The following is a 13,082-nucleotide window of genomic DNA, read 5'->3' on the forward strand; positions in this document are numbered from 1 at the left end:
CACCTATTCTATTTTTTGTAAATTAGTTGTAAATTAATCAGCATGGAGAACTATGAAATTAAATTGACAGCGGAAATCCCTCTGCAAATCAATGATAGTGAGATCCTCTATTTTCTCCACAGTAAAGAGATTAATTCGAATTATTTAAATGCTATCAAAAAACTAACAAATTTTAATGATGAGGTGCTAGCTGAATGGTTAAATCTTAGTGTTAAGACCTACAGGGAATATCGTAAGCCTAAAAGTATTTTTAAAGAAAACATCAAAGAACATATTCTGTTGTTATTGGCCTTAATGAAACACGGAATTAATGTTTTTGGCTCAGCTAAAGCATTTGAACAGTGGCTAAATACATCCAACTTCCATTTTGATAATTCGAAACCTACAACCTTTTTAAATACCGTAACAGGCATCAAATTCGTCGATGATAGATTAACCGCAATAGAGTATGGAGATAATGTGTGAGTGATGGAAGTTTTTAGAATATCAAAAGATGTTTTCTCAAACCACCTGCTATCATCTGGAAGAGCTAACTGGTGGAATCAAAAAGGGCAACAGGTAATTTATTGCGGATCTTCCAGATCACTTTCATCCCTTGAATGTATCGTTCATAAAGGAAGTATTGAACCCTCAGAAATTTATAAAATGATGGTCATTTCTATAGCAGATGATGATCATTTAATCAGGCAAATTCAACTAAAAGAGCTACCTGCAAACTGGCGATTATTTGCCGCGTACGGACAGTTACAAAAAATTGGCTCAGAATGGTATAACAAGAGAGAAAGCTTACTACTAAAAGTTCCCTCTGTTATCATACCATATGAATACAATTTTGTCATCAATACAGAACATCCGGATTTTCAAGAAAAGGTTAAACTGGTAAGAACTGAATCTTATTTCTGGGACACGAGATTATTGTAAGAACATTAGAGTTCTTACCCCAGGATAATATTTCCAACCAAGGATATCAGGAATTTCGCCTGAAGACAATCTAAATGAAAACAAGACAAGTTCATTTTTTCTCAGGCATCTTATTGGCCCTCTTTGTTGGCATTCATTTATTCAATCATTTTATCAGCATTGTTGGTATTGATCGGCATATTGAGTTAATGGATAGCCTTCGAAAATTTTACCGCCATCCTGTTATTGAAATTATACTGCTGGTTGCGGTGGTGTTTCAAATACTATCCGGACATCAGTTATTCCGAAGGAAGGACAGTAGGAAGGCTACCTTTTTTGATAAACTACACCTGTATAGCGGACTATATCTTGCCATTTTCCTGGTTATTCATGTCAGTGCCGTATTGGTTGGAAGGTTCTATTTAAAACTGGATACCAACTTTTACTTTGGAGCAGCAGGAATTAATAGCTTTCCCGTAAACTTGTTTTTTATACCCTATTATGCTTTGGCCATCCTTTCTTTTTTCGGACACCTGGCAGCCATACACAGTAAAAAAATGAATCAACCTATATTGGGCCTAAGTCCGGTTCAGCAAGCATGGGCCATTTTGATCCTGGGAGCAGTTTTAACCTTGCTGATCTTTTATGGATTGACGAATCAATTCTCCGGCATCGAAATACCCGAGGAGTATCGTATCTTGACGGGGTCATAAGCAGTTGCCTCAGATGAAATCAATCCTTCTCTCCATATTTCTTTGGCTGTATATAAGCACCTCTTGCGCCCAGCAAATCAATAACAGGAAGCTGGACAGTTTTTTAACAACGCTTTCTTCCAAAGGTGTAGCGATGGGAAGCCTTGCTATCTCAAAAAACGGACAGCTTGTTTACAGGAAAGAATTAGGTCCTGCTAGCCAATACAGAATTGGATCCGTAACCAAATTATTTACTGCTGTACTCGTATTTCAACTAATTGAAGAAAGAAAACTATCCTTAGACCAGAAGCTAAGCAGGTTTTATCCTGATCTCCCCAATGCTGCCTCTGTATCCATCGAAGACATGCTTTATCACAGAAGTGGGTTGCACGATTATACCAAGGATACGGATTTCACTACCTGGATGGATCAACCGAAATCGCAAGCTGAACTTTTAACTATTATCAGGCAAAAAGGAAGTGATTTCCTACCACGTGAAAGATCGGAATACAGCAATAGCAACTTTCTTTTACTTGGGTATATTATTGAAAAGATTTCAAAGGCAAGCTATGCGGAGGTCTTAAAGAAACGAATAATTGATCCGCTCCAATTAACGAATACATGGTTCGGAACTGAAGCAAGTATAAAAAAGCCGCAAGTCCCTTCATTCAAATACAATAATGGAAATTGGATACCCGAAAAGTCAACCGATTTACGCATTCATGGAGGGGCAGGTGCTATTATATCCCGCCCGGAAGATTTGATTCTTTTCATCAATGCCCTGTTTACCAACAAACTCATCACCCAGGCAAGCTTAGCAAGAATGGAGACAATTGTAAATGAGTATGGAATGGGGATCTTTGCCAACAAATATGGCAGTAAAAAAAGTTATGGGCACAATGGAAGAATAGAAGAATTCTATACGGCGGTCTGGCATTACCCGGAAGACGGTTTATCCATTTCCTATTGTACTAATGGCATACATTATCCACGCACGGATCTGATAGAAGGAGTACTGAAAATCTGCTTTGATGAGCCCTTTTATCTTCCCTTCGGCAATAACAAGAAAATATATCTGAATAACTATACCGGAACCTATTCAAATGAGCAGATAACAGTGAAATGTACTGTGACAGGGACGCGATTAGCTGCTGAAACCAAGGGCATCGTTTTTGAACTGGAACCAATTGCCGAGAACTATTTTATGCATTCATCCAGCGGGTATTATTTTGAATTCTTCCCTCAACGGGGTGAATTACAGATCAAGGAAACAGACAATATCTACTATCTCAAAAAGACCAGGGAATGAAAATAAGTCTGGCACAAATAAAGCCGGTAAAAGGAAATACCGAAGCCAATCTGGCAATTCATAAAAACTATATCAGGCAGGCTGCACAAGCAGGTTCGGATTGTGTCTTTTTTCCGGAATTATCCATTACCAGTTATGAATCTGCACTGGCGGAACAGCTGGCAATGAAGGAGGGCGATACAATCCTGGATGAACTCCAGGAACTAAGCAATCAGTTATCCATATCGATCGGCGTGGGTATGCCAATTGCTGGCAGGAAAAAGCCAAAGATTGGTATGGCCATTTTTCAGCCTCTGCAAATGCGACACTACTATTTCAAACAGCAGCTACACTCGGATGAGTTTCCATTTTTTGAAGCCGGCGAACAGCAGGTATTAATCCCGGTTAAAAATTACCAGATCGCACCTGCCATTTGTTATGAGAGCCTGCAACCGGATCATTCAGAGAACGCGTATCAGCTGGGTGCCAATCTTTATTTGGCAAGTGTAGCCAAATCTCAACAGGGAGTAGATAAGGCGATGGCTTATTTTTCATCAATCGCCCGCAAGTATTCCATACCCGTTATGATGGTAAACTGTATCGGACCCTGTGATGATTTTGAGGCTGCCGGACAAACTGCGATCTGGTCGAATGAAGGAAATTTAATCGAACAGCTAGGCAATAAACAAGAGGGACTGCTTTTCTATGAAACTGACAAGGATAAGGCAAGCACGCTACTTATCTAGATGCTATATATTCAGTTAAAAAATGAGCAGAAGCTGCGCCAGGGCAATACGGAATCTTAGTCAATTGTAATTTTACTTTATGGAAACAAGTAAAAAAGTAGAAACCAATTGGTACCCGGAGAAATCTTTGTTGGTAACGCAGCTCAGTGGCATTTTGGAAAAATCGGATATTGAAAATTGGGAAGAGGAATTTGTAAGTACCCTCGAACATATGGAAGCCAATACCCAATTCAAGTTATTTGTAAACCTGCATGGATTTACTGCCGCCAACCTGGAAGCGCATAAAAGATTCAGGTCGGTTATTCCACTCACGCTGGCAAACTATGGATGGAAAGAGGGATATGTAAATTTATTTGAAGAAGAAGCAAAACAAATGACCATTAGAACTAATCGTGGTATACAATGTATAGGTGTTGCCCATTCTCACCAGGATCAAACAAAAATGGATCTGTATGAATCCAGGTTTAGCACGGAACAGGAACATTATTTTGTAGATCCTGCAGCAGCCAGAGATTGGATTGAAAAACTTCAATACAGCGAATTATGAAATCAACTGCCGCACATGATGAAAAAATTGCCAGGATGAGCTTTGCTTCTGTCTATCCTCACTATCTAACTAAGGTGGAGAAAAAAGGCAGAACAAAGGCGGAATTACACCAGGTGATTCAATGGCTGACTGGTTTTAGTGATGCCAGGATTCAGGAATTGATTGAACAAAAAGTCAGTTTCGAAGCTTTTTTTCAGCAGGCAACAATGAATCCGAATGCGCATCTGATAACCGGACTGATTTGCGGCTATCGGGTAGAGGAAATTGAGAATCCGCTTACCCAACAGGTACGATACCTGGATAAGCTGGTGGATGAATTGGCCAAGGGTAAAAAAATGGAAAAGATATTACGCGAATCCTGATATTCGGGTACAATTATGCCAACTAATAACTTCTGTCAAGAACTATGGAATCAGTTTGGAGCGTGCATTGATATGCTCACGAATTGTATTCACACTGTTCCGGATGATTTCTTCTCCCATCATAAGCGTGCCTATTATCTCAGTTTTCACACCATCGTTTTCCTTGATTATTATTCCAGTTTTCCACCGTCAAGCTTCACTCCGCTATTATCGTTTACACAACTTCCTGTTGAGCAAAGGCCAGCTGAATCTATTGGAGATATGATACCGGATGTGATTTACACAAAAGAAGAATTATTGCAGTATGTAGAGGTCATTCGCGCAAAATGTAAGGGGCTTGTATTTTCACTAACCGGAGATACTACACAACCACGCTTCACAGAAGGTTCTGAAGAAGGGGATATGGACTACTCTTTTCTTGAAATATTGCTTTACAATCTGCGTCATACAGCTCACCATGTAGGACAACTGCAACTGATAATCCGGCAGGAACTGAATCAGCATACGGAGTGGTCCTTTCGGGAAGGTGATATTAGTTGTATAAAAAAATAAAATAATCATTCTATGTCTGTTGCTCCCCTTGTGAATAAAAGCTACCTTCTTGAAAAAATTCCAGGAAAAGGGGGCTGGACCTATGTTGCACTGCCGGAGATTCGTCAAAATAAAGAAAAGCCGTTTGGATGGGTTAGAGTCAAAGGAACAATCGATGGTTATCCAATACAACGTTATCACCTGATGCCGATGGGCAATGGCTTATTATTCCTGCCAGTTAAGGCGGAAATCCGGAAGAAAATAAAAAAACAGGCTGGAGACAAGGTTCATGTAATTTTATTCCCGGATGATGATCAACTTGAAATACCGCAAGATTTGCTTGATTGCCTGAAAGACGAACCAGCAGCGTATACCTATTTTCAAACTCTCAACGAATCCGACCAGGAAAAATGGGTGAAATGGATATACGAGGCCAAAACCGAATCAACAAGGATAGAGCGGATTAATAAATTAGTTCGGCAATTTGTAGAAAAAAACTCATTTATTCCTTAGCCATTTGATAGCTTCCAATACTTTTTTATCCTGATCCAGCAAAAATGGATTATCGCCACCAATAACTTCCATATCTGGAAGTATACTGGAATTATATGCCTTCCCATTCCTATCTAGCATATAGCCGGTAGCTAACACCAGCGTAATGTCAGGCGCTAGCGGAAAGCTATTATTATTGGTTACATACCCTGCAGATGGCTCTCCCATTAAAATTGCATTTTTTCTGCCTTTAAATGCAAGTGCAACTACCTCTGCTGAGCTCGCAGTTTTGGGCCCCATCAAAACCACAACAGGTAGATTTTTATCAGTTAGTCCACAAGTATTTTTTTCAATCGAAAATGTTTGATTGTATCCAATTACCTTGGTATCCTTTATCCTGATTTTATCATCTGTACGACCATCTGTATATCGAATTCCGCCTGCTTGTCCGTCTCCAATTAACCAAGACAAGCTGTTCAGCATAAACCAGCTATTCCCTCCTGTATTTAACCGGAGATCAATTATCCATCCATCAATTGTTGCGGGATCGATTGTACACAAGCTGTCAATCAGGATTTGTGTTACATAGGAAACATTTTTTGTTGTACCTCCCGGTACCCTGAAATATCCAATATTACCGAAGCGCTTTACGAGAATCTTTGGAGCATATTTTATGGCTGAGTCAATCAACTTATCTACAACAACAGATCTCCTGCCCTCTTCCCATTTTATAAACTTGTTCTTCACTTGAAAACCACCATGATAATCATCAATCTGTCTAAAAACTGATTTTAATTTGTAAAGAACAGAATCTCTTTCTGTTTGCCCCTTAGTATCTTTATACACAGCTGTACGAATTTCACTCCAGTTGACTTGTTTTCTATTTATAGCATGCTGCTCCATGATAGATAAAGAAGAATCCACCAACCATTTCAATGACTGAACTGGCTGGGCAGCTACCAAAAATCTTGAAAACAAAAGAATGATAACACTAACTATTTTCATTCAATACAACTGTATTTTTTTATAAAACTATAATAAATTCATTTTGCTCCTTGAGGTTAACAATCATTTATAGGGAAAACTAATGGAAGCGCTGAAATCATATATCCGATCGATCAAACCCCTCTCTGATAACAGTTGGAATATCCTCCAGTCCTGTTTCACAGAAAGGACATTCAAAAAAGGAGAACTGTTAGTAAAAGAAGGGCAGATATGCCAATCCATTTTCTTTATAGTGGAGGGATCCTGTAAATCTTTTCACAATCTGGATGGAAAAGAAATCAACACCGCATTCCATTTCGAAAATGATTTTGCAACCAATATCCAGAGTCTTACCAGTCAACAGCCTTCCACCAGCTCCATCAAGGCCCTGGAGAAAACAACAGTAGTTATTCTAAACAAAAACAAGCTCCTGGCTGCCTATTCAGCATCACATGAAATTGAAAGCTTTGGGAGAAAAGTGCTGGAATTGTTGCTTACCCGCCAAACCCTTCATACCGAAAGTTTCAAATTATTGGCACCAAAACAACGATTTGAACACCTGGTGGCAACCCAACCAGATTTACTTCAAAGAGTCTCTCTCACGCAGCTAGCTTCCTATTTAGGAATTAGCCGGGAATCACTCAGCCGCTTTCGTTCAGCCCGCTGATTTTGTGATTTTTGACGCAGGTATCGCTTTGCTGCCTGCTCCAATTTTGTGCAATAAAAAATCACCAATGGAGCAATCATTACTTATTAAAGCATTCCTGCATGAAATCTGGAACCAGCAGGCATTTGACAAAATCGACACGTATTTACACCCTGATTTTGAGGATCATTCTCTACCGGCTTCCTATCCACGTGGAAAAGAAGGCACCATTCAATGGATAAAGCAAACAGGTAGCTCATTCAGCCACCTGAGTTTTATTGAAAGCCAGGTAACTGAAGACAACCAGTGCATGATAAGAATACGAATGCACTTAGTGCATATTGGCAACTGGCGTAACATCGAGCCAACCCAGGCCGAGATTGAATGTGTTGGTTATCGCCATTTTATCCTGAAAGATGGAAAAATCAAAGCGCATTATGCATTGATTGATGGCCAATCGATAGAAAGTCAAATCCGGCAAAAGAACACGAGTAAGACATAGGCAATTAAATTTTATTTATTTTGGAGTATGGCAGGAATAGCATGCAGCCGACTGACTTATAATCAATCTGATGTCTTTCAGCAAATAGCCAACTGGTACCAGATGGAATGGAAATTTCCTCTGGAGACAACGCTAACCAGGCTGGCTACCATTACACCGCTAAAAGATCAGTTTCAACTTGTCATGACCAGGGATGGAGTTCCTATTGGAACAGCTGGCGTATACAATAACGTGCGTATCCTGGAAAAGATACCGAGGCTGAAAATCTATACATATTGGCTTGCTTTGGTTTACACGATTCCGACGGAAAGAGGTAAGGGATTCGGTGCCTTGCTTTGTAAAAATGTAGAAGAAGAAGCGAAAAAAGAGGGCATAACAAAACTCCATTTATATACGGATACGGCTGAATCACTTTACAAAAGATGCGGTTGGCAGGTATTGGAACGAATGGAGGTTGAGTCAAGAAACATAGTTGTGATGGAAAAAAATTTAGCCAGATGATCTCAAATAGGCTTTTGGCAGTTTTACATGCACTCCCTCTTAAAGAGGGAATCAGGGTACTGGAAATCGGCTGTGGTCCCGGTGTATTAGCCAGAGCAATAGCCAACCAGATTGGAGAAGGTTTTGTATTGGGAATTGATCGATCTGATAAGGCAATTCAGCAAGCCATTAAAAATTCCACACTGGAAATCGAATCAGGGAAATTGGCGTTTAAAAAGATGGCCATTGAAAATTTTAAACTTGATTCAACCGAGCCATTGTTTGATTTGGCGGTTGCAATACGGGTTGGCGCTTTGGATGGCCGGCATCCTGAATTGGCACATAAAGCATTTGCCAATATAGTAAGTGTACTTAGTAAAAAAGGTAAACTATTTATTGATGGTCCTGAGATAATTCAGGAAATTGATCTTATGCATTTCAAAAAAAATTAGACCCTATCTATCATCAACTATAATATGGGAGCTTTTTTTACCAATATTCAAATCAAAATAGATTTATTAAAAAAAGAAAATCTGATTGAAGAAATTGTTTTTTGTTTAAAGCAATACAATAGTGAACTTGATTACGAACCAATCGACAATCAGGATGAAGCAGATAAATCAGTTCTGATAGTGTCTAAACCTGATTCAAACTGGGTTTCCATTTACGATGAAGATACTGAATTGCAACATTTGACCGATTTAAAGCAATTGGCAAAATTTCTTTCTTCTTCCATAAAAACAAGCACACTGTCAATACTAGTGCATGATAGTGATTCCATATCAATGTGCCTATTTACAAACGGGAAAGAAGTAGATTCAATATCTAATATCAGAAAGAAGGTCAATTTTAATAAGAATAAACCTGAAGCATGGTCAGACGTACTTCACCCCCCACATATTTTTGAAGACATACAAAAAGCATGGCACAACAACCCCATTTTTGCCGAGGAATTCTTACAGGCTTTTGCACAACTCGCCAGAATAAACTCAGCATACTTGATTTCAGGTTTTGAAGATATCCAGGAGTTTCATAAAAATGATGGAATTGCACTTCATTTCAGGCAGAAAAACAAACCAATAAAACCAGTATTACCTCTGACCACTTTTCAATTTTTTCAAACTCATTCGATTTTGACATTAAAAAAAGGTGAAAGTAGTAAACTGGATTTTTCATTCTGGAATCGAGGGGATTCTTCGAAAGGAATAGAAATTATTTTAGCCGGTGAATGTATTGATAAGAATTTATTAGTTCCTAAAAAAACAGAAATACTCTACATTGAAAGGCCAGATAATAGACGAAATAATTTTCAAGCAGCATTCACCAAATCAAAAAACTGGAAGGGTGAGTATTTTTATAGTGCAACAATTGAAGAAATTATCATTCCAAAAGGACACAACCCTCAATTTCCAATGAAGCCTAAAGAATCGAAGTGGCACAGTAAAAACTTTGTTTATTTTACTCTTTTCCTTAGCATAGTATTTGAAAGCAACAGTGATGAACCTGGACGGGTTGACCTCTTCATTTGTCCTCTTGAAAACAAAGATCTTGGATATATCCACTGTTCATTTGACAAAATAACTGAATAATAAAAAACCGCCCACAAGGGGCGGTTCAATTTTTTTCCGGACGAGTCAACAACCTACGGTTTCATAGAAATAGGCCTTTCAATAACTGCTTACACTTTTTTTGTTTAGCTCATCATTTTCAGGGAGCCCGGACAATCAATCTACCAATGATGGACGCATTGATAAATCTTCTTCATTGGGTTGGATTCTAGTTGTTTTCGCGGATGTCGGATTCATTTACTGCTGCTTTCAAAAGGATTGGATTGGTTTCTGCTGTTTCTACGGTCGCTTCAGAGGTATTGGATTGGTTTAGGATCTAGGGACTACTATTCTCTGTTGCTGATACAAAGATGGTACGCTTTTTCGCCCTTTAAAAACTCTTTCGCCCTTCAAGCAAAAACCGTCGATAAATGGACATTTACGACGGTTTTTTGGAAATTTTATCAGTGCTCAAACGGGCTAAATCACCACATTAATCATCCTGTTTTTCACGTACACTATCTTTTTCGGTGCCTTCCCCTCCAGCCATTTCTGCACCAGCTCATTTGCCAGCACAATCTCCTCCACTTCCGCCTGTGAAACCTCCAAACCGATGGTGATCTCTGTGCGCGTTTTGCCATTAATTGCTACAGGGTAAGCCTTGGCCGACTCCCGCACATATTCTTCCGTAAACTCAGGGAAAGCTGCATCCAAAACAGAACCTGGCTGTCCGGCCAGTTGCCACAGCTCTTCTGTAATATGCGGCGCATAAGGCGCCAGCAATACCAGCAGTGGTAACAAGATGCTTTTCTTCCGGCATTTCAACTCATTCAATTCATTCACACAGATCATAAAGCCACTCACGCCTGTATTAAAAGAAAAGCGCTCGGTATCTTCTTCGATCTTGCGGATGGTACGATGTAAGACCTTCAATTCTGCCGCAGTTGGAGCTTCATCAGTCAGGTTCAGTCCCTTGTTCTCATCCACATACAAACGCCAGAACTTCTTAAGGAAACGATGTACTCCTTCAATGCCTTTGGTATCCCAGGGTTTACTAATTTCCACGGGCCCAAGGAACATTTCATACATGCGGAAGGTATCCGCGCCGAATCTCTCTACGATATGGTCCGGGTTCACAGTATTGAACTTGGACTTGGACATTTTCTCCACCTCCGAGCCACAGAGATACTGCTCATTCTCCAGCACAAATTCTGCCTGGGCATATTCGGGTTTCCATTTCTTAAACGCCTCTCTATCCAGCGCATATCCATCCACGATATTCACATCCACATGCAGTTTATCAACCAGCTTGCCTTCATACATTCCTTCTTCATTCAACAAGCCCTTCGACACAAATGTATTCGTGCCATTGATCCTGTAAACAAACCGACTGCTTCCCTGGATCATGCCCTGGTTCACCAACTTCTTATAGGGCTCATCAAAACCGATATGTCCGAGGTCATACAATACTTTGGTCCACATCCGGCTGTATAATAAATGCCCTACGGCATGCTCTGTTCCGCCGATATACAAATCCACCTGGCCCCAGTAATCACTGGCCGAGCGGGAACAAAATTCCTTCTCATTCTTTGGATCCATATAACGCAGGAAATACCAGGAAGATCCGGCATAACCAGGCATGGTATTGGTTTCCAGTTCTGCAGCAATCCATTCCGGAATATTGGCCAGGGGGCCCTCTCCTTCTGGTCCGGGTTTGTAAGATTCCACATAAGGCAATTCCAGTGGTAGATCAGAAGCAGGTAATGCTTTCGCCACCCCATTCTGCCATTTAACCGGGAAAGGTTCACCCCAATAACGCTGACGGCTAAACGCTGCATCCCGCATCCGGTAATTCACTTTGCGATTACCGATACCCATCTCTTCCAGTTTCTTCAGCACGATTTCAGTTGCTTCGCGCATGCCAATACCATTCAGGAAACCGCTGTTCTCGAGAATCGCATCCTTGGTAGGATTGGCTTCCACTCCATCATACTGTGCACCAATAATGTTGGTAATCGGAATGGAAAAATGTTCTGCAAAACGATGATCTCTTTCATCGCCGCAAGGCACGGCCATAATAGCACCGGTACCATATCCTGCCAACACGTATTCAGATAACCAGATCGGAATTTCTCTGCCATCAAAAGGATTGATGGCATAGGAACCAGTAAATACGCCAGTGATCTTTTTCTCCGCCATGCGTTCCCGCTCACTTCGACTCTTTACATAATCAAGGTATTGCTCTACAGCAGCAACCTGTCCTTCTGATTTTAATCCTTCCACGATATCCAGTTCTGGTGCCACTACCATAAAGTCCACGCCAAAAATGGTATCGGGCCGGGTTGTATACACTCTCAGGCTGGATACAGTTCCTTTCTCTGACTTCACTGCGAAATCAATCTCCGCGCCATAACTCTTGCCGATCCAGTTGGTCTGCATTTCCTTCATGGCCTCACTGAACTCGATGCGATCCAATCCTTCCAGCAGGCGATCCGCATATTCTGTGATACGCAGGTACCACTGGCGCAGTTTCTTTTTTACAACGGGATGACCACCACGCTCACTCACCCCATTCACCACTTCATCATTAGCTAATACGGTTCCCAATGCCTCGCACCAGTTGACTTCTCCATATCCACAATAGGCCAGTCGATAATTCATCAGGATTTCCTGTTGGCGCTGGTAAGAATATGCTTTCCAGTCGGCCGCAGTGAATTGAAGTCCCGGTTCACCGGGACAAACAACTCCTTCATTTCCCTTCTCTTCAAAAATGGTAACCAGGGAGGCGATAGATTCAGCTTTTCCGGCAGCCCGGTTATAATAAGATTCAAATAATTGCAGGAAGATCCACTGTGTCCATTTGTAATAGGAAGGGTCGCAGGTACGCACTTCCCTGCTCCAGTCGAAGCAGAAACCGATATTATCCAGCTGCTTGCGGAAATTCTGAATATTAGTCTCGGTGCTCACAGCCGGATGTACACCATGTTCGATGGCATACTGTTCTGCGGGCAATCCAAAAGCATCATAGCCCATCGGGTGTAATACATTGTATCCTTTCAGGCGTTTGAACCGGCTGTAGATATCGCTGGCAATATAACCGAGGGGATGGCCCACATGAAGCCCTGCTCCACTCGGATATGGGAACATATCCAGCACATAACATTTGGGCTTGTCAGAAATATTGGAAACCTGGTAAGTCTGATTCGCTTTCCACGCTGCCTGCCATTTTTTTTCGATCTGCCTGAAACTATACTCCATGCTTACTAATTGGATCAACAATATTTTAAATGTGAAATTGGCCTTAAAAGAACTGGCCAAGGGGCGACAAAAATACAAACAGAAAGGCTAAAACCGCTATTTTTGTC

The 13,082-nt window shown here is 40.7% G+C and carries 16 protein-coding genes; 14 read left to right on the forward strand and 2 right to left on the reverse strand.

The window, feature by feature from the left end; all coding sequences use genetic code 11:
• Nucleotides 1–42 precede the first annotated feature (42 nt).
• The 9 genes from MD536_RS15035 to MD536_RS15075 all read left to right on the forward strand — a co-directional run bounded on the left by MD536_RS15035 (nucleotide 43) and on the right by MD536_RS15075 (nucleotide 5,579).
• A complete protein-coding gene (locus MD536_RS15035; RefSeq protein WP_239601573.1) occupies nucleotides 43–465 on the forward strand; it encodes an Xre family toxin-antitoxin system antitoxin in 423 nt (140 codons plus the stop codon).
• A gap of 3 nt (nucleotides 466–468) precedes the next feature.
• The gene (locus tag MD536_RS15040; protein WP_239601575.1) at nucleotides 469–921 is read left to right on the forward strand and encodes an RES family NAD+ phosphorylase; all 453 of its coding nucleotides are present in this window, start codon (nucleotides 469–471) and stop codon (nucleotides 919–921) included.
• A 74-nt stretch (nucleotides 922–995) separates the two neighbouring features.
• Entirely contained in the window at nucleotides 996–1,613 is a 618-nt protein-coding gene (locus MD536_RS15045; protein ID WP_239601577.1) for a succinate dehydrogenase/fumarate reductase transmembrane subunit, read from the forward strand.
• Between the two features lie 13 nt (nucleotides 1,614–1,626).
• Complete coding sequence (locus MD536_RS15050; RefSeq protein WP_239601579.1) at nucleotides 1,627–2,901, forward strand: serine hydrolase domain-containing protein; 1,275 nt, start codon at nucleotides 1,627–1,629, stop codon at nucleotides 2,899–2,901.
• A complete protein-coding gene (locus MD536_RS15055; protein ID WP_239601581.1) occupies nucleotides 2,898–3,626 on the forward strand; it encodes a carbon-nitrogen hydrolase family protein in 729 nt (242 codons plus the stop codon). The genes MD536_RS15050 and MD536_RS15055 overlap by 4 nt, the downstream gene beginning before the upstream one ends.
• Nucleotides 3,627–3,705: 79 nt before the next feature.
• Nucleotides 3,706–4,173, forward strand: coding sequence for a hypothetical protein (locus MD536_RS15060; protein WP_239601583.1), 468 nt, complete (start codon nucleotides 3,706–3,708; stop codon nucleotides 4,171–4,173).
• The gene (locus MD536_RS15065; protein ID WP_239601585.1) at nucleotides 4,170–4,535 is read left to right on the forward strand and encodes a DUF2200 domain-containing protein; all 366 of its coding nucleotides are present in this window, start codon (nucleotides 4,170–4,172) and stop codon (nucleotides 4,533–4,535) included. The genes MD536_RS15060 and MD536_RS15065 overlap by 4 nt, the downstream gene beginning before the upstream one ends.
• 15 nt (nucleotides 4,536–4,550) lie before the next feature.
• On the forward strand, nucleotides 4,551–5,087 hold the full coding sequence (locus MD536_RS15070; RefSeq protein ID WP_239601587.1) for a DinB family protein: 537 nt from the start codon (nucleotides 4,551–4,553) through the stop codon (nucleotides 5,085–5,087).
• Between the two features lie 12 nt (nucleotides 5,088–5,099).
• Nucleotides 5,100–5,579, forward strand: coding sequence for a YdeI/OmpD-associated family protein (locus MD536_RS15075; RefSeq protein WP_239601589.1), 480 nt, complete (start codon nucleotides 5,100–5,102; stop codon nucleotides 5,577–5,579).
• Here MD536_RS15075 and MD536_RS15080 read toward each other — a convergent pair.
• Nucleotides 5,565–6,563, reverse strand: coding sequence for a S41 family peptidase (locus MD536_RS15080; protein ID WP_239601591.1), 999 nt, complete (start codon nucleotides 6,561–6,563; stop codon nucleotides 5,565–5,567). The two genes, MD536_RS15075 and MD536_RS15080, sit on opposite strands and share 15 nt — an antisense overlap.
• 82 nt (nucleotides 6,564–6,645) lie before the next feature.
• Between MD536_RS15080 and MD536_RS15085 the strand changes: the two genes are divergently transcribed.
• The 5 genes from MD536_RS15085 to MD536_RS15105 all read left to right on the forward strand — a co-directional run bounded on the left by MD536_RS15085 (nucleotide 6,646) and on the right by MD536_RS15105 (nucleotide 9,759).
• The gene (locus MD536_RS15085) at nucleotides 6,646–7,209 is read left to right on the forward strand and encodes a Crp/Fnr family transcriptional regulator (RefSeq protein WP_239601593.1); all 564 of its coding nucleotides are present in this window, start codon (nucleotides 6,646–6,648) and stop codon (nucleotides 7,207–7,209) included.
• Nucleotides 7,210–7,276: 67 nt separating this feature from the next.
• A complete protein-coding gene (locus tag MD536_RS15090) occupies nucleotides 7,277–7,690 on the forward strand; it encodes an ester cyclase (RefSeq protein ID WP_239601594.1) in 414 nt (137 codons plus the stop codon).
• Between the two features lie 27 nt (nucleotides 7,691–7,717).
• On the forward strand, nucleotides 7,718–8,191 hold the full coding sequence (locus MD536_RS15095) for a GNAT family N-acetyltransferase (RefSeq protein WP_239601595.1): 474 nt from the start codon (nucleotides 7,718–7,720) through the stop codon (nucleotides 8,189–8,191).
• The gene (locus tag MD536_RS15100; protein ID WP_239601596.1) at nucleotides 8,188–8,622 is read left to right on the forward strand and encodes a class I SAM-dependent methyltransferase; all 435 of its coding nucleotides are present in this window, start codon (nucleotides 8,188–8,190) and stop codon (nucleotides 8,620–8,622) included. The genes MD536_RS15095 and MD536_RS15100 overlap by 4 nt, the downstream gene beginning before the upstream one ends.
• Before the next feature lie 24 nt (nucleotides 8,623–8,646).
• Entirely contained in the window at nucleotides 8,647–9,759 is a 1,113-nt protein-coding gene (locus MD536_RS15105) for a hypothetical protein (protein ID WP_239601597.1), read from the forward strand.
• A gap of 438 nt (nucleotides 9,760–10,197) precedes the next feature.
• Here MD536_RS15105 and leuS read toward each other — a convergent pair whose 3' ends face one another.
• Nucleotides 10,198–12,975, reverse strand: a complete 2,778-nt coding sequence (gene leuS, locus MD536_RS15110; RefSeq protein WP_239601598.1) for a leucine--tRNA ligase — start codon at nucleotides 12,973–12,975, stop codon at nucleotides 10,198–10,200.
• Between the last annotated feature and the right edge of the window lie 107 nt (nucleotides 12,976–13,082).

This window comes from Flavihumibacter cheonanensis (genome assembly GCF_022352215.1).
GTDB lineage: Bacteria > Bacteroidota > Bacteroidia > Chitinophagales > Chitinophagaceae > Flavihumibacter > Flavihumibacter cheonanensis.

Coding starts and splice junctions, on each gene's coding strand:
- MD536_RS15095 (WP_239601595.1), top strand. CDS start 7,718: ATGGCAGGAATAGCATGCAGCCGACTGACTTATAATCAATCTGATGTC.
- MD536_RS15080 (WP_239601591.1), bottom strand. CDS start 6,563: ATGAAAATAGTTAGTGTTATCATTCTTTTGTTTTCAAGATTTTTGGTA.
- MD536_RS15035 (WP_239601573.1), top strand. CDS start 43: ATGGAGAACTATGAAATTAAATTGACAGCGGAAATCCCTCTGCAAATC.
- MD536_RS15100 (WP_239601596.1), top strand. CDS start 8,188: ATGATCTCAAATAGGCTTTTGGCAGTTTTACATGCACTCCCTCTTAAA.
- MD536_RS15040 (WP_239601575.1), top strand. CDS start 469: ATGGAAGTTTTTAGAATATCAAAAGATGTTTTCTCAAACCACCTGCTA.
- MD536_RS15085 (WP_239601593.1), top strand. CDS start 6,646: ATGGAAGCGCTGAAATCATATATCCGATCGATCAAACCCCTCTCTGAT.
- MD536_RS15050 (WP_239601579.1), top strand. CDS start 1,627: ATGAAATCAATCCTTCTCTCCATATTTCTTTGGCTGTATATAAGCACC.
- MD536_RS15060 (WP_239601583.1), top strand. CDS start 3,706: ATGGAAACAAGTAAAAAAGTAGAAACCAATTGGTACCCGGAGAAATCT.
- MD536_RS15065 (WP_239601585.1), top strand. CDS start 4,170: ATGAAATCAACTGCCGCACATGATGAAAAAATTGCCAGGATGAGCTTT.
- MD536_RS15075 (WP_239601589.1), top strand. CDS start 5,100: ATGTCTGTTGCTCCCCTTGTGAATAAAAGCTACCTTCTTGAAAAAATT.
- MD536_RS15045 (WP_239601577.1), top strand. CDS start 996: ATGAAAACAAGACAAGTTCATTTTTTCTCAGGCATCTTATTGGCCCTC.
- MD536_RS15105 (WP_239601597.1), top strand. CDS start 8,647: ATGGGAGCTTTTTTTACCAATATTCAAATCAAAATAGATTTATTAAAA.
- MD536_RS15070 (WP_239601587.1), top strand. CDS start 4,551: ATGCCAACTAATAACTTCTGTCAAGAACTATGGAATCAGTTTGGAGCG.
- MD536_RS15090 (WP_239601594.1), top strand. CDS start 7,277: ATGGAGCAATCATTACTTATTAAAGCATTCCTGCATGAAATCTGGAAC.
- MD536_RS15055 (WP_239601581.1), top strand. CDS start 2,898: ATGAAAATAAGTCTGGCACAAATAAAGCCGGTAAAAGGAAATACCGAA.
- leuS (WP_239601598.1), bottom strand. CDS start 12,975: ATGGAGTATAGTTTCAGGCAGATCGAAAAAAAATGGCAGGCAGCGTGG.